12 protein-coding genes are annotated in these 16,054 nt (G+C 53.5%); 9 read left to right on the top strand and 3 right to left on the bottom strand.

Annotated elements, in window-relative coordinates; translation table 11 throughout:
* Window positions 1–138 precede the first annotated feature (138 nt).
* The 9 genes from JTN23_RS20290 (at window position 139) to JTN23_RS20250 (ending at window position 11,372) form a co-directional block, all read left to right on the top strand.
* A complete protein-coding gene (locus JTN23_RS20290; protein WP_247236874.1) occupies window positions 139–3,975 on the top strand; it encodes a PVC-type heme-binding CxxCH protein in 3,837 nt (1,278 codons plus the stop codon).
* 167 nt (window positions 3,976–4,142) lie between these two features.
* Window positions 4,143–5,012 carry a prolipoprotein diacylglyceryl transferase gene (lgt, locus tag JTN23_RS20285; RefSeq protein WP_247236872.1) on the top strand — a complete coding sequence of 290 codons (870 nt, stop codon included), beginning with the start codon at window positions 4,143–4,145 and terminating at the stop codon, window positions 5,010–5,012.
* Between the two features lie 262 nt (window positions 5,013–5,274).
* The gene (gene lgt / locus JTN23_RS20280; RefSeq protein ID WP_247236870.1) at window positions 5,275–6,129 is read left to right on the top strand and encodes a prolipoprotein diacylglyceryl transferase; all 855 of its coding nucleotides are present in this window, start codon (window positions 5,275–5,277) and stop codon (window positions 6,127–6,129) included.
* 158 nt (window positions 6,130–6,287) lie between these two features.
* On the top strand, window positions 6,288–6,623 hold the full coding sequence (locus tag JTN23_RS20275; protein ID WP_247236868.1) for a hypothetical protein: 336 nt from the start codon (window positions 6,288–6,290) through the stop codon (window positions 6,621–6,623).
* A 172-nt stretch (window positions 6,624–6,795) separates the two neighbouring features.
* Window positions 6,796–7,437: a carbohydrate-binding family 9-like protein gene (locus JTN23_RS20270; RefSeq protein ID WP_247236866.1), complete on the top strand. Its 642-nt coding sequence runs from the start codon at window positions 6,796–6,798 to the stop codon at window positions 7,435–7,437.
* A gap of 224 nt (window positions 7,438–7,661) precedes the next feature.
* Window positions 7,662–9,053: a BamA/TamA family outer membrane protein gene (locus JTN23_RS20265; RefSeq protein ID WP_247236865.1), complete on the top strand. Its 1,392-nt coding sequence runs from the start codon at window positions 7,662–7,664 to the stop codon at window positions 9,051–9,053.
* 69 nt (window positions 9,054–9,122) lie between these two features.
* Complete coding sequence (locus JTN23_RS20260; protein ID WP_247236864.1) at window positions 9,123–9,725, top strand: hypothetical protein; 603 nt, start codon at window positions 9,123–9,125, stop codon at window positions 9,723–9,725.
* Window positions 9,722–10,432 carry a peptidylprolyl isomerase gene (locus tag JTN23_RS20255; protein ID WP_247236863.1) on the top strand — a complete coding sequence of 237 codons (711 nt, stop codon included), beginning with the start codon at window positions 9,722–9,724 and terminating at the stop codon, window positions 10,430–10,432. Before JTN23_RS20260 ends, JTN23_RS20255 begins: the two co-directional genes overlap by 4 nt.
* 28 nt (window positions 10,433–10,460) lie before the next feature.
* Window positions 10,461–11,372, top strand: coding sequence for an SDR family oxidoreductase (locus JTN23_RS20250; protein WP_247236862.1), 912 nt, complete (start codon window positions 10,461–10,463; stop codon window positions 11,370–11,372).
* A 317-nt stretch (window positions 11,373–11,689) separates the two neighbouring features.
* Here JTN23_RS20250 and JTN23_RS20245 read toward each other — a convergent pair whose 3' ends face one another.
* From JTN23_RS20245 to JTN23_RS20235, 3 genes are all read right to left on the bottom strand, one after another.
* Window positions 11,690–12,889 (bottom strand): cytochrome-c peroxidase, encoded by a 1,200-nt coding sequence (locus JTN23_RS20245; protein WP_247236861.1) that lies wholly within the window; start codon window positions 12,887–12,889, stop codon window positions 11,690–11,692.
* Between the two features lie 134 nt (window positions 12,890–13,023).
* Window positions 13,024–14,496 (bottom strand): IMP dehydrogenase, encoded by a 1,473-nt coding sequence (guaB, locus tag JTN23_RS20240; RefSeq protein WP_247236860.1) that lies wholly within the window; start codon window positions 14,494–14,496, stop codon window positions 13,024–13,026.
* Between the two features lie 100 nt (window positions 14,497–14,596).
* On the bottom strand, window positions 14,597–15,913 hold the full coding sequence (locus tag JTN23_RS20235) for a transporter associated domain-containing protein (protein ID WP_247236859.1): 1,317 nt from the start codon (window positions 15,911–15,913) through the stop codon (window positions 14,597–14,599).
* Window positions 15,914–16,054: the final 141 nt, after the last annotated feature.

Raw genomic sequence — 16,054 nt, 5'->3', positions numbered from 1 at the left:
TCTTTGTATACAACCGTACTGATTGAACCTTCCTTCTGCCCACTATCTCAACTACCGGCTTCAAAGTACTTCGGGTGAGTAGCTGCCTTTACCCCGCTCCTTTTCAAAGATATAGTTTAGCTAATCCTTTGAAGCGCTATGGTCAAATCGCTGCCACTCTTCCTGTTCCTATTGCTGTTCAACCTGTTTTTTTACCTTGATCCTGTCTCTGAACACACTACCCTAGTACCTGCCGACCCCGTACAATTGCGGGCGGTGCAGGACCAGGCCCAGGAAACCATCCGCATCTACCGCGGTAACGAGACGGAGCCCATCCTGACCCAAAATGCCAAGGCAGGGTTCCGTCCCTACCTGCATCCCCTGGTAGCCCCCGACGGGAAGGGAGTACTTACCGAGTACAGCCCCGGCCACCACAAACACCAGACGGGCATCTACTGGGGCTACACGCGGGTGAATGGTCGCGACTACTTCCACCATCCTGAGGGCGGCTACTGGCGGCGGGTGTCGGCTAAAGTACTTGAGGCCAACGGGCCGGAGGTAAAGTGGCAAACAGTGTACGATCTGCTGGACTCGACGGGTAAGGCGGTACTCACCGAAACCCAGACCTGGACCATGCGGCAAAAGGATAGCAAGTACCTGCTGGACCTGGAATGGAACGGCGAGGCGCAGACGGACGTAACCATCGGCAAGTACGACTACGGCGGATTATTTATACGGATGCCGTGGAAACAGGGCATCAAAGGCGAGGTCATCAACGCGGCCCGGCAGCGCAACGAGAAAGCCGAAGGCCAGCGGGCCATGTGGGTGGATATAGGAATGCAGGTAGCGGGGCGGGATGACCTGGCGCATATCGCCATCCTGGACCACCCCGAAAATAAGGGGTACCCGCAGTACTGGCGCGTAGACGGTCAGCTGGGAGCTGGCCCCGCCCGCGCCCGCCAGGCCGACTGGCACATCAAGCGGGGCGAAACCGAAACGATCAGGCACCAGCTGGTCGTGTACACGGGGGAGCTGAATGACGTAGAGATGAACAAAACCTTCGGGGAGTTCAGCGGCAATACCGGCACCTATAACACCGCCGCCCTATGGGGTATTGCCCAGCGTGAGGGCCGGGAAGCTAAGTTCCTGACGCCGCAGGAGGCCGTGGCCGCCATGACCGTCCGGGACGGGTACCAGGTCAATGTATGGGCCGCTGAACCCATGATGACCCAGCCCATGGCCTTCTGCTGGGACGACCGCGGAAGGTTATGGATTGCCGAAAATAAAGATTACGAGTCCAGAGGCAAGGGATTCTCTAACGCCGGTGACAGCCGGATACTGATCCTGGAAGACACTAACGGCGACGGCGTAGCCGACAGCCGCAAGGTATTTATGGAAGGACTGGCCTTCCCCGCCGCCCTGGCCGTTGGTTTTGACGGCGTATTTGTGGGCGCTCCGCCCAACCTGCTGTTCGTTCCCGACCGCAACCACGACGATAAGGCCGATGTAGATAACATAGAGGTACGTCTGACCGGCTGGGGCATCCGCGACCGCCACGAAACGCTCAACAGCCTGCACTGGGGCCCCGACGGCTGGTTGTATGGCCTCCAAGGCTTTGCCACGCCATCCAAAGTAGGCAAGCCTAAGGGTAAAGGCAAGTTGTACCGGCACAAGGACCCCTTCCCCGAAGACATTCTGGAAGGTGAGGGCGTAGATATCAACGGCGGCGTGTGGCGGTACCATCCTACCAAAGACCAGTTTGAGGTAGTGGCGCACGGGTTCAGCAATCCGTGGGGCATCGATCACGACGCCAAGGGGCAGCTCTTCATCACCGCCTGCGTTATTCCGCATCTGTGGCACGTCATACCGGGTGGTATCTACCACCGCCAGGGCGGGCAGCACTTCAATCCCTATGTATACCAGGATATCAAGACCATTGCCGACCACGGCCACCGCTCGGCCCACGGCGGCGCCCGCATCTACCAGTCGGATGCTTTTCCGGCCTCGGAACGCGGCAAGATATTCATGGCCAACATTCACGAGCACGGCGTCCTGGTTGATGAGCTGGTGCCCGCAGGTTCGGGCTTCCGGGGCAGGCACAGCGACGACTTCATGATGGCCAATAACGCCCAGTGGGTAGGCTTCAGCATGGAGATCGGTCCGGAAGGTGGGCTGTACGTACTTGACTGGCACGACGCCGACATTTGCGGTTCCGATGTACTCAACTCCGAAACCGGACGCATCTTCCGCATCATGCCGAAACAGTCGCAGGCCCAGAACTGGAAGGACCGCTACGGGGATTTAACCAAACTAACCGACGCCCAATTAGCCGACCTGCAGACGAGCCCCAGCGAGTGGCACGCCCGCCGGGCCCGCCTCATCCTGCAGCACCGCGCTACCAAAGGTACCCTGGCTAGGGCCGCCCAGGACAAGCTCACGCAGCTCTACCGCAGCAGCCCCAATGCCGACTGGCGCCTGCGCGCTATGTGGACCTTGCAAGTCACTAATGGGCTAGATGACAAGCAGCTGCTGGCAGCCCTGGCTGATAAAGACGCTCATGTACGGGCCTGGGCGATTCAGTTTTTGAATGAAGATCAAAAACCTTCAGCACCAGCGCTAGCGCGCTTTGCCCAACTGGCGCGGGAAGATACCTCCCCGGTAGTACGGCTGTACCTGGCCTCAGCCCTGCAGCGGATGGAACCCGCTGCCCGCTGGCCCATTGCCGAAGGACTACTGGCCCACGCCGAAGACGCCAACGACCACAACCTGCCCAAGATGATCTGGTTTGGGATAGAGCCGCTGGTGAAGGAAAACCCGGCGCGGGCGCTTGCTATGGCGCAGAAGAGCAAACTGCCGCTGGTAACACAATTCATAGCCCGACGTATCGTAGATGCCGACGCAGCTGAAACTTTGGTAGCTACCATCGGTACCCTACCCGCCGTAAAGGGAGACCTGCTGCTGGGTATGCGCGACGCGCTGGAAGGCCGCACCGACATCAAAACACCCGCCAACTGGAGCGCTGTATCTGCTAAGCTGAAGAAGTCGGATGCACAGACATCCCAGCTGGCGCAGGAACTGGGCCAGCACTTCGGTGATGCCGAAGCTTCGCAGCAGAACATGGCGTTGCTCAAACGGACACAAGCTCCCGCCGGGCAGCGGCAGAAGGCTCTGCAGTCCCTGGCCTCGCGTCAATGGCCGGAGCTAGCGAAGGAGCTACCGGCACTACTCAATGATAAGGATCTGCGTCTGGATGCCATCCGCGCCATCGCCAGCTACGACAGTGAGCCACTGGCTAAGCTGCTGCTGGAACGTTATAAGGGCTTCACCCCCACTGAGAAGACCGAAGCCATTCAGACGCTCGCCTCCCGCTCCAAGTCTGGGTGGCAGTTGACCCAGGCAATTGCCAAAGGTACTGTACCCAAAAAAGAGGTACCTACTTACGTAGCCCGGCAGCTACGCCGGGTGGTAGGCAGTGGCTTTGTGGAGGTATGGGGGCCGATTGACCACGTAGCTCTTGATGAGAAAGCCTACAACAAGTACCGCCAGCTCCTTACCGACAAAGCCGTAGCGGGTGCCAGTCCCGCTCAAGGTAGGCTTATATTCCAGCGGACTTGTGCCCCTTGTCATAAAATGTACGGCGAAGGAGGCATCATGGGTCCTGAACTAACCGGTTCCAACCGCGCTAACCTCGACTACCTGCTCGGCAACATCCTCGACCCCAGCGGCGAAATACAGGATGACTACAAAATGGTGGTAGTCACGACCCGCGACGGACGTACTTACGTAGGAAACGTGGCGAAGGAAACGGAGCGCCAGCTCACACTGCGACTAGTGGGACAGGATGCCGTAGTGGTGAATAAGTCAGATATTCAGACGCGGGAGGTGAATCAGGCTTCTATGATGCCTACCGGACTACTGGAAACGCTCACGGACAAAGAGATTACGGAGCTGATTGCCTACATGCGGACTAGGGCGCAGGTGGAGCTGCCAAAATAAAAAGGTACCAGCCAAACCGTATTTCCAGAAGCTGATAGATGTACTATGCCTTTCATAAAATAACTGACGGCTTTTTGCCCTATTTCAAAACGCCCTTTTAACTTTGCCAGATACAAAACCCATCAATCTAGTAAAAAGGCAACCCTTCTTCACCTTAGCAAGTACCTATGATCGCCTACATTATCTGGAACGCCAGCCCTGAATTATTCACCATTCCCGAAATCGGTGGCTTTGGCCCCTTCATTGTCCGCTGGTACGGACTGCTGTTCGCGGCGGGCTTTCTGATCGGCCAGCAGATCATGATCCATGTCTTCAAGAAAGAAGGTAAGCCGTTGGAAGATATCGATACGCTGACCCTGTACATGGTGATCTCTACCGTACTGGGTGCCCGACTGGGACACTTCCTGTTCTACGAGCCCGAGGTACTGTTCAGCCGCCCGCTGGAAGTCATCCTTCCTCCCTATGCGGGTCTGGCCAGTCACGGGGCGGCCATTGGTATACTTACGGGGCTGTGGTTCTACTCACGCTCACACCGCGCCACCGGCCAGACCTTCCTATGGGTAACCGACCGTATTGTGATCACGGTAGCGCTGGGAGCGGCCTTTATCCGCTTTGGTAACCTCATGAACCACGAGATTGTAGGTAAAGTCACGGATGTACCCTGGGGATTCATATTCATGCGCAATATGGAGTACTCACAACACCCCCGCCACCCGGCTCAGTTGTATGAGTCTATTTCATCACTGATCCTTTTCTTTGTTTTGCTATGGTACTGGAACCGTAACAAAAGTCAGACACCCGCAGGAAGTATGCTGGGTATTTTCCTGATCTGGATCTTTACACTTCGCTTCTTCTATGAGTTCCTGAAAGAGAACCAAGTGGCCTTTGAAGATAACCTGGCTCTTAACATGGGACAGGTACTAAGCATACCAGCAGTACTACTAGGTATATACTTCCTGTGGCGATCCAAGCAGAACGCTGAGGGCAAAAACCTCACCCAGCCCAGTGACAATCCTGCGCCCCGGTATAGCCGATAGCCTTTTTTCACCACGATTAGATAACCCCCCAGCGGTACCCGGTGTACCGCTGGGGGTTCTTTTAAGGAAGCAGTAGTACTCTTTGTTTTCTAAAAAAGGTATGGCAGATTGGTCAAAAGAACTATCCTACTGCATGCTCCGCCCCTACTACCGCATCCTGCTGTTTACGAAGTACTTACTTTCGGCGGGAGGGTTACTTTTGTGATGCTATAAGTACTTGTTTATCCACATCTAACCGCCTCTTCCAGCAGAGTTAATTATTATGACCGCCTACATTATCTGGAACGCCAGCCCTGAACTATTCACCATTCCCGAAATTGGTGGCTTCGGCCCCTTCATTGTCCGCTGGTACGGACTGCTATTCGCGGCGGGCTTTCTGATCGGCCAGCAGATCATGATCCATATCTTCAGGGAAGAAGGCAAACCGCTGAAAGACATTGACACGCTGACCCTGTACATGGTGATTTCTACCATACTGGGCGCGCGGCTGGGGCACTTCCTGTTCTACGAGCCCGAGGTACTGTTTAGCCGCCCGCTGGAGGTCATCCTTCCTCCTTACGCCGGCTTGGCCAGCCACGGGGGATTGGTCGGTATCCTGACGGGCCTGTGGCTTTACTCCCGCTCGCACCGCGCCACCGGCCAGACCTTCCTGTGGGTGGCGGATCGTATAGCTATCGTAGGGGCGCTGGGGAGCGCTTTTATCCGATTTGGCAACCTCATGAACCATGAGATAGTAGGCCGCCCTACCGACTTGCCCTGGGGCTTTATATTTATGCAAAATACCGAGTACCCGCAGATTCCCCGCCATCCGGCCCAGCTGTACGAATCCATTACCTGTCTGCTGCTTTTCCTTGTATTGTTATGGTACTGGAACCGTTACAAAGCCAGTACGCCTGAGGGCAGTATGGCGGGTATTTTCATGATCTGGATTTTTACCCTTCGTTTCATATACGAATTCCTGAAAGAGAATCAGGTGGCTTTTGAAAACAATCAGCTGCTCAACATGGGGCAGATCCTGAGCATTCCGGCGGTGCTGCTGGGTATATACCTGCTGTGGAGGTCCAGGCAGAACGCGGCCCGGCAAAGCACGGCTCACCAGCCCGGCCTCAGCAGGTAGTCTTTACTCGTCATTTCAACAGTAGGCCCAGCGGTACGCTACCGCTGGGCCTATTTTTAATCAAGCGTCTCCTTATATAGAGTAGGGTATTTTATATGTGAGAAACATTTTAGATCTTGGCTTGAAAGCCACATCATCCCCACTACACTCGCTAGCCTATGAAAATCTACCGTGCTGTACTTTTCGCAACTGCCGGGCTCCTGTTTCTGCCCTTCCTGACTCAGTTAACTCTACCGGCTTGGTACAACCTGCTGATCAAGATAGTAGCCACGGCTACGGCTTTTTACGCCGCCTACCACATCCGTCGCTCTTCCCTACTGGATGCTTGTGGACTCCTATTCATGCCCTTTATACTTATGGCGCTTATGCCTAATGCATCACCTGCCTCCGCTGAGCCTACTGCCCAGTTCTGGCTTTTGCTGATGGCTGGCAATTTTATCCGCATGGGAGTAAATCATACGTTCACGCCGGAAGTTAAACAGGGAAAAGCTTAGCGCAGATCTAACCGAAGTTCTGAACACGTACCTTTATACCGGCACCAGAGCTAGTACAAGGGAGTACTGTATGGTATACGTAATGGCAAGTAAGTTTTGATCCTTACGTACTTAATCCGTATTATTACCGCCACGGACTTCGAATCAAGTTATTATTCTTACCTAAACCTACATGCTTGCATCTTTCCCCGACTATACCCTAACCCTCTCTAAAAATAGATGGCTAACGCTTCCCCGGAAGCACTTTTGCGAGGCTACTGACGGGAGTGAGTCATCTGTGCAGACGTTGGTCCGCCTAAGCTACGATGATGAGTACCTACGGGTGGAGTTTGAGTGCCTGAATAATCCTTACTGGCAGTACAATACCTACACCGAACACAATACCGAGCTATGGCGGCAGGAAGTATTTGAAGTATTCATAGCCGCGGGAGCTGATACCCCCACCCGCTACCTGGAGCTGGAAATCAACCCTAACAATGCGGTATTTGTAGGCCGAATACACAACCCCACTAAAGAAGGTGATGCCATGACACTGGACATGGTACCGTACGAGCAGGCGGGTATTATCCATACAGTACATACCGAAGGGGATAGCTGGAAGGGCCGGATCGAAATACCCCGACAATTGATTGGTGACTTGAGCGCTACTACCTACCGCCTCAATTTTTACCGGATTGTCCTGAAGGAGCAACCTGCTACCGGTTGGGAATGCGCTCCTGACAACTGCTCGTTCCTGTGCTGGAACTCCACCCGGAGCGGTGCTACGCCCCGCTTCCACCGTCCCGATAGCTTTGGTACTTTACAACTGACGTAGGGGGAGCCCAGGCTACCGGCTCACCCACTGCCTGAAGAGCCTGTCCAACATAAGTGGTCATTGCGGAGAACAATAAATCGGGGGCCATTGTAGTATTATCCTTGCCAGTACTACTTTTTTCAGACATTTTTAGCCATTTTACGTCCTGATAGTTCTTCCAGTAAGGGTTTACGTTTATGTTGCGATACTACGGTATTTGTTTAGTTGGAGTACTTTGCTTGCTGATGGGTACCGTACAATCACAGAATTTGCCCGCCGTTGATGCGGATACTACCGCGTTGGTACTGATAGGCAGTGTCAGTATAGAGGGTAACTACCGCACCCGTACACCCATCATCCTGCGCGAAATGGCGCTTAAACCCGGCGATACCCTACGCCGTAGCGAACTACCCGATCGGCTGGAGATAGACCGCCGTAAGATTGTGAATACCAATCTGTTTGTGACGGTTGAGATGCAGACGCTCCCTCAGGAGGCCACTACCGAAGACGCCACCGAGGTAGTGGATATCCGGGTGGTGGTCAAGGAGCGCTGGTACTTTCTTGCGATTCCTGTATTTCAGCTGGCCGACCGTAATTTCAACGAGTGGTGGTACGACCGCGACCGCGACCTGCGCCGCGTGACCTATGGGCTGTACATGAGCTACAACAACCTGACAGGCCGGGCTGACCGCCTCCGCTTTCTGGCTGAGTTTGGGTTTATTCCCAAGTACGAGATGACCTACTCGGTACCGTACATAGACAAAGCCCAGAAGCTCGGTATCACCACGGGAGTATCCTACACCACCAACAAGAGCATGCCCTACCGCACCTGGCGGGACAAGCTCGACTACTTCAACAGCGAAAACCTGAACCGGGAGCGCTTCTATACTTTCGTCAGCCTGACCCGCCGTAATAAGTTCTATACCTTCCACTCCGTAGATTTCCGCTGGAACTACATCGGGCTTTCCGATACCATAACTGCCCTGAATCCTCACTACCTACTGGGAGGGCGTAGCCTGCAGCAGTACTTTCAGCTCTCCTACATACTCAGCCACGACCGGCGCGACAACGTACAGTACCCCCTGCGTGGACGCATCGGCGGTTTTCAGGTAAGTAAACTAGGGCTCCTGCCTACTGATAATGTCAATCTGGCCTACCTGTACGGCTGGTACCGGCACTACATACCGATCAGCAAGCGCTGGTTCGCCAACAGTGGTATCCGGGGGCGCATCTCGCTGCCCCGCCGCCAGCCTTACCTCCAGACCCTTGGCCTGGGATACCGCTCGGATCTGGTACGTGGGTATGAGCTGTACGTGGTGGATGGCCAGCACTACGCACTCCTGCAGAACGAGCTGAAATTCAAACTATTTGACATCCAGAAGCACTTCTCCTGGATCCCCCTGCAGCAGTTCAACACCATTCCGCTGGCTACCTACCTCAACACCTTTGCCGACGCCGGCTACGTACGCAACTTCTACCCCGAGCGGAGCAATACTAGGCTGGGCAATACCCTGCTGTACGGGGTTGGGATGGGGCTGGATGTGGTAACTTTTTATAACATGACGGCCCGTTTTAATGTTACGGTAAACGGTAACGGCGAACAGCGCTTCTTTTTCAACTTTGGACGACAATTCTAATTCTGGCATTTGTGCGCCATTTACCTCCTGAATTTATACTTTTGCCTAAACTAAAGCTTTTATAATCATATGAATACTTTTACGGCTTTACGCTTCCTGGCAGTAGCGTTACTGATAGGAGTGGTGAGTGATGGCTGCCGTACCAAGACCAAAACGGGTGATGAGAACGAGGTAGTTGTTGATTCCATTGATATGTCCAATCCTACCCCGGCCGATCTGAACAGCGATCAGTCAGCCCTGTTTCAAACGATCATGGGCGAATCCAATAACGGTATTATCCGGGGAGTATCCTTCGGGGATCCGGTTAGTAAGGTCAGGGCTGGTGAGAACTTTGAAATGTTTGAAGATACCACCGACCACATCGGCTTCACCCACGACACCGAGCAGCTCGAAACCATTGACGTCCAGTACTATCACGCTAACAACCGCGTCAACCGAATTACCGTAGATATATACCTGAATAGCCCTACCGCTACGCAGCAGCTATGGGATGCCGCCAAACGCAACTTTACCGAACGCTACGGTGCCCCTAAGCAGGAGGGAGCCAAGAGCATCACATGGAAAAAGAACCCGGCGCAGGTAACCATCGAGAATGTATCTGCCGGTAAAGATTTCGGCCTTAAAATGTCCTTTATACCCTCCGATAAAACAGTACTTGCCTCTAATCGATGAAACCATTTTTTAGCGTAGTACTAGTGGGACTTCTGGTCCTGGTAGTACCGGATTGCCTTGCTCAGAAAAAAAAGAAGAAAGACTACCTCGTCACTATCACTACCGACTTTGGTACCATGCGCCTGGTCCTGCACGACCAGACACCCCAGCACAAGGCCAACTTTGTCAAACTAGCCAGGGAAGGCTTTTATGACGGGCTGCTCTTTCACCGGGTTATCGACGACTTCATGATCCAGGGAGGCGATCCTAACTCCCGCAACGCCCAGTCTGGCGCGGCTCTGGGTAGTGGTGATGTAGGCTATACCGTACCGGCCGAGTTCAGGCCGGAGCTGTTCCACCGCAAAGGAGCACTCGCCGCTGCCCGCGACAACAACCCCCAGAAGGCTTCCAGCGGCTGTCAGTTTTATATAGTAGATGGGAAGCAGTGGAGCGAAGCTGATCTGAACCGCCAGCTGACCCGCGCCGCCCGCCAGCTGACTCCCGAGCAGCAGCAGGTCTATAAAACCGAAGGAGGTACTCCCCACCTCGATGGTGCCTATACGGTATTCGGTCAGGTGATTGACGGCATAGGGGTCATTGATACTATAGCGGCTCAGCCCGGCGATGCCCGCAACCGCCCCGAAAAGAACATCTCCATGAAGGTGTCGGTGGAGCTGCTGCGCAAGAAAAAAATAACGAAAAAGTACGGGTATCAGTTTGAATCATAATTCAGTTAAATAGCTACTACTGACCAATTTGGAAAAGAAACGTATCCTCATTACCGGCTCCAACGGCCTGTTGGGCCAGAAGCTCATCGAACTGCTGGTACAGCAGCCCCATATCCAACCGATTGCCACCGCCCGCGGCGACAACCGGCTGCCTTTCACGGAAGGCTACGAGTACTACCCCATGGACATCACTGACGCCGAACAGGTACGCCAGGTGGTACTCCAGACGCGTCCGGAGGTAGTGATCCATACGGCCGCCATGACCAACGTAGATCAGTGCGAATCCGAGAAAGAAGCCTGCTGGGCTCAGAACGTAAAAGCCGTGGAGTATCTGATAGAGGCCTGCCAGGCAGCCAATGCGTTCCTGCTGCACGTATCCACCGACTTTATCTTCGACGGTGCGGCGGGCCCCTACGATGTGGATGCCGAGCCCAATCCGCTCAGCTTCTACGGCTGGAGCAAGTACGCTGCCGAGAAGGCTGTCATTCATTCCAATATCCGCTGGGCTATTGCCCGTACGGTACTAGTCTACGGCATTGCCCATGACATGAGCCGCAGCAACATCATCCTGTGGGTGAAAAAATCGCTGGAAGAGGGTAAGAATATCAAAGTAGTAACGGACCAGTGGCGTACCCCTACCCTAGCCGAAGACCTGGCCATGGGTTGCTACCTTATTGCTGATGGCGAAGCCGAAGGTATCTTTAATATCTCAGGCAAAGACCTGCTCACGCCTTACGAGATGGCCATCATGGCGGCTGATTTCTTTGGACTGAATAAGTCTCTTATTGCCGAGGCAGACTCCACTACCTTTACCCAGCCCGCCCGTCGCCCCGCCCGTACCGGCTTTATACTGGATAAGTCACGCGATGTACTGGGCTACGAGCCCCGTAGTTTCCAGGAAGGTATTGCCATACTGGCCGAGCAGATCCAGCAGAAGTAACTTACTATTGAGCTTATACATAAAAAGCGGATTCAGGTACCTGCATCCGCTTTTCTATTTTAGATAGCGCCCCTACTCAGGCTGCTTTATAGACTTTTAGAAATATTCTGATCACCGCATATACCTTCAGAATACTACCTGCCGCTAGTAATACCTGCCCCAGGGGTTTTACATCATAAATAAACAGGACACAGCCCAAGGTTACTACTACAAAGCTGATGAACAGAAGTTTCATCTGGGGTCTTAGATGCAGTGATTTCATATAGTAGAAGATATGGTGGTGATTAGATGACTATGCAATATTGGCATTTGGGTTTTTAATTAACATTACCTTTTACCGGCAGCCCACTAGGTACCCGCTGGGGGACAGTCTTATCAAAGGAGTCGTCGTTGAGCGTATTCAGGAATTCTACGATCCGCGATATATCCTGAAAGCTCACGTTCATCTGTACCGCCAGCGGGTCCATTTGGTTGGCCTTTACGTGCGGGTTACTGATTTCGCCTCCTGAAACATCCTCGTAAAATTCCAGTACCCGCTCCAGGGTAGCTATCCTACCACTGTGCATGTACGGAGCTGTATACCGTAGGTTTCGTAACGTAGGGGTGCGGAAGGCGTAGTCGTGGTTAATTCCAGCGTCTGACTCTTTGTGATTAGGAGTATCCGGTACGCCCAGCGTATGGAGCTTAAAGTCCGAGAACATCGGCCCCGAGTGGCACCGGGCGCAGCCCGTTTTCAGGAACAGTTGCAGGCCCTCCTGCTCGCTAGCAGATAGCGCGTCGGCGTCCCCCCGCATGTACTGGTCAAACCTCGAGTTAGTAGCGATCAGGGTTCTTTCGTAGGCGGCTAAAGCCTTCGACAGATTTTGCGCGTGAATAGGATTACGCTCGCCTTTAAAAGCCTCGCCAAACCGCGTCCGGTACTCGGGGATAACGCGCAACCTACCAACTACCTCTTCCAGAATCGTCTCATCCGTAAAGCGGTGCCCCCGCATTTCTTCGAACGTCATGATAGGCAGCAGTGCCTGCTCTTCCAGGCTTTTGGCTCTATTATCCCAGAACATAGGTGCCACCGTGGGATCATAGGCTTCCCCATTTCGGATCCCGTTAAAGGCTGTATTCAGGATACTCTGTGAATTACGCTTGACAAAGGGAATATCATTGGGCGACAGAAAGTGCCTCTTACTCCCACTCCCAATGCCATTGACCCCAATGGACGTTTCCAGAAACTCAGCATAGTTGAACTCCGGCTGATGGCAGGTAGCGCAGGCAACATCTTTATTACCGGACAGTATAGGATCATAAAACAGGAGCCGCCCCAGCTCAATTTTTTGCGGTGTACTGGGGTTGTCCGGCGGATCAGTAACGTACTGAGGCAGTGCGCCCAGTACTGCGATGGTTTGCTCCTCCGGCTTTTCCACTCCCTTCTGCGTACTATCCCGGCTTTTACATGAGTTTGTCAGCAGGGCCAGTACCAGCAGCTTTGCACACAGTAGATAGCTGATAGTGAAGCGGTTCATGAGAGGTTGAGTTATCTCTTGTACCTTAAAAGTGGAACAGGCGCCTGATTTACCGTCATACCGAGCAGGTTGTATACCACAGCAGCCCCGTAGGTAGTACCTCCGGGGCTGCTGTGACTTATATTCTGGCCCGACTACCGTGAAGAGTAGTTAGGAGCTTCTTTCTGGATCATTACATCGTGCGGGTGGCTTTCCTTCACACCGGCTGAGGTGATCTTTACAAAACTGGCGTTCTGCAGGGTGGGTATATCACCGGCACCGCAGTAGCCCATACCGGCTTTCAGACCACCTACCATCTGGTACACGATCTCCGATACGCTGCCCTTGAAAGGTACACGTCCTACGATTCCTTCGGGTACCAGCTTTTTCAGATCATCTTCGGCGTCCTGGAAGTAGCGGTCTTTAGAACCTTCGCCCATGGCTTCGATAGAGCCCATACCGCGGTAGATCTTAAACTTACGTCCTTCATAGATCACGATTTCGCCCGGAGCCTCGTCGGTACCGGCCAGCATAGAGCCGATCATCACGGTACTGGCGCCACCGGCCAGGGCCTTGGTTACATCACCCGAGAAACGGATACCACCGTCGGCGATTACCGGTACGTCGGTGTCTTTCAGAGCCTCGGCAGCAGCCATTACGGCCGATAGCTGAGGCACCCCAATACCCGCAATGATACGGGTAGTACAGATACTACCCGGACCTACCCCTACCTTTACGGCGTCGGCACCGGCGTCAGCCAGAGCACGGGCTCCCTCACCGGTAGCTACGTTCCCGGCAATGACTTCCAGTTTGGGGAAATGTTCTTTGATAGATCTTACTGCGTCAAGTACTCCGCGCGAATGGCCGTGGGCCGTATCAAGGCTAACTACGTCCACGCCTGCTTTTACGAGCGCTTCTACGCGTTTGATCAGGTCGGGCGTAACACCTACCGCCGCTCCTACACGCAGACGACCGTACTGGTCCTTGCAGGCATTGGGATGCGACTTACGCTTCAGGATATCCTTGTAGGTAATAAGTCCGGTGAGTTGGTTATCACCGTTTACAATCGGAAGCTTTTCAATTTTGTATTCCTGCAGGATGGTCTCGGCCTCTTCCATTGTAATTCCTTCGGAAGCCGTAATGAGATTCTCGCTGGTCATGATCTCGGTAACGGGGCGGGTCAGGTCACGCTGAAAACGCAGGTCACGGTTGGTAAGGATACCAACGAGTCTGTTGTTTTCGTCAACGACCGGTATGCCCCCGATTTTATGTTCACGCATGATCTGGTGCGCATCGCCCAGGGTAGCTCCTTTGGTCAGCGTGATCGGATCCAGGATCATACCGCTTTCCGAACGCTTAACCTTACGTACCTGCTCAGCCTGTGCCTCCAGGGTCATATTCTTATGTATGATACCGATACCACCTTCCTGCGCCATGGCAATGGCCAGTTCGTATTCCGTAACGGTATCCATAGCCGCCGATATAAGCGGTATATTCAATTGGATGTTGCGGGTAAGCTTGGTATTGGTACGAGTGTCGCGTGGTAAAACCTCCGAATAGGCAGGCAATAGAAGAACGTCGTCGTAGGTGAGTGCCTCGTAGAGGACTTTGGATGGGGCTGTGCTCATAGCAAATAATCTATCGTTATTTGCCGGGCAAAATTACGTATAAGTTTGGACTTGGCAAAGTTTTTTAGTGAACTACAAATATTATTTTTTTAAGAATCTGCTACGCCACCAGTACCCTTACTTTCTTGATCCGTTTTTTATCGGCCGACTGTACCTTAAATGTCACATCCCTGAAGGTAACCTGATCGCCGGTACGGGGCAGCCTCGAAAACAGCTCCAGCAGCAGTCCGGCCAGCGATTCACTGTTGTTATTTACCTCTTCAAAGTAATCATGATCCAGCCCTACAATACGGCAAAAATCATTGATAGCGGCTCTGCCCTCGAATACAAAAGTCTTTTCGTCTACCCGTGTAAAGTTGATCTCCTCCTCCTCATCGTACTCATCGTTGATATCTCCGAATATCTCCTCAATGATATCTTCCAGAGTAATAAGTCCGCTGGTCCCTCCATACTCATCCACCACAATGGCCATGTGTACGCGCCGGTTCTGAAACTCCTGCATGAGGTCGTCGAGCCGCTTACTTTCGGGTATAAAATACGCCTGACGCAGGAGCTTCTGCCAGGCAAAGTGCTCATCGCGGTGCAGGTGGGGCAGCAGGTCCTTGACGTAGAGGATCCCTTCCACCGAATCCAGCGTGTCGCGAAAGACAGGTACCCGCGAGTACCCCGACTTATTGATCTTATCCATCAGCTCGTGGAAATCCAGCTCTATATCAAAAGCCGTAATGTTGAGCCGCGGGCGCATAGCCTGCCGGGCGGTAGTCTGGGCAAAATTAGCCAGTCCCCGGAGCAGGTCTCGCTCTTCCTCACTCTCCGACTGCGCCTCCAGGCGCTCGGCGGTGGCCTCTACGCCCTCGGGGAGTAGTATTCCCCACTTAGTACCTACCGAGTTGATGGTCCGGGTCAGGGGTGCCATTATCTTCAGGATGGGCCGTACTATGGGAGTCATGCGTTGGGTAAAGCGATGGGCGTTGCGGCCGGCGTAGTAGCGTACCAGCGCATCGCACCACAGCCAGAAGCATAGTAGAACGATAGGTACCCAGCGAAAACCTGTATCCTCGCTGGTCCAGAAAATCAGCCACACCAGACGGGCCGCCAGCAGAAAGGCCAGCAACGTCGACATACGCTGCACTACGGATAAAGTGAGCTTTTGCGAACGATCGAGATGAATAAGATCGGAGGTGTTTTTACGCTCCCAAGGGGCGTCGGTCAGGGCAGTGGCGGCATAGGCCGCTCTAAGACCAGATATAAAAAGCGAAAAGAGCAACAGGGCTGAAACCAGGGCTACCTCAGGAGCAAATACTTCGAACCACACAGAAGCTGTCAGAGCCGTGAACGGAAGGAGGTCACGACGAATAAAAAAGGTAGTAGCGTGCGTTCGGGACAAAGGATCGTCACTATCGGGTAGGTCTTTCACTGGCTGTACTGTGCTTTCTGGGTTAGTTCTGATGAAAAGAAGTTGACTTTTCGTTACTGAAAACTATTTAAAAATCATTCCACACGTCCATTTCGCCACGAAATATGACAATCTTTCTTCAATAGTAGTTGGGGAAGGGAG

This window comes from Telluribacter roseus (assembly GCF_017355915.2).
GTDB lineage: Bacteria > Bacteroidota > Bacteroidia > Cytophagales > Spirosomataceae > Telluribacter.
Note: the sequence above shows the minus strand (reverse complement) of the source record. Positions and strands in the feature narration are given on the sequence as shown.

Bases quoted from the DNA above. Each gene is read 5' to 3' on its own strand.
- JTN23_RS20290 (WP_247236874.1), top strand. From the start codon at position 139: ATGGTCAAATCGCTGCCACTCTTCCTGTTCCTATTGCTGTTCAACCTG.
- JTN23_RS20255 (WP_247236863.1), top strand. From the start codon at position 9,722: ATGAAACCATTTTTTAGCGTAGTACTAGTGGGACTTCTGGTCCTGGTA.
- JTN23_RS20265 (WP_247236865.1), top strand. From the start codon at position 7,662: ATGGGTACCGTACAATCACAGAATTTGCCCGCCGTTGATGCGGATACT.
- lgt (WP_247236870.1), top strand. From the start codon at position 5,275: ATGACCGCCTACATTATCTGGAACGCCAGCCCTGAACTATTCACCATT.
- JTN23_RS20275 (WP_247236868.1), top strand. From the start codon at position 6,288: ATGAAAATCTACCGTGCTGTACTTTTCGCAACTGCCGGGCTCCTGTTT.
- lgt (WP_247236872.1), top strand. From the start codon at position 4,143: ATGATCGCCTACATTATCTGGAACGCCAGCCCTGAATTATTCACCATT.
- JTN23_RS20270 (WP_247236866.1), top strand. From the start codon at position 6,796: ATGCTTGCATCTTTCCCCGACTATACCCTAACCCTCTCTAAAAATAGA.
- guaB (WP_247236860.1), bottom strand. From the start codon at position 14,496: ATGAGCACAGCCCCATCCAAAGTCCTCTACGAGGCACTCACCTACGAC.
- JTN23_RS20245 (WP_247236861.1), bottom strand. From the start codon at position 12,889: ATGAACCGCTTCACTATCAGCTATCTACTGTGTGCAAAGCTGCTGGTA.
- JTN23_RS20260 (WP_247236864.1), top strand. From the start codon at position 9,123: ATGAATACTTTTACGGCTTTACGCTTCCTGGCAGTAGCGTTACTGATA.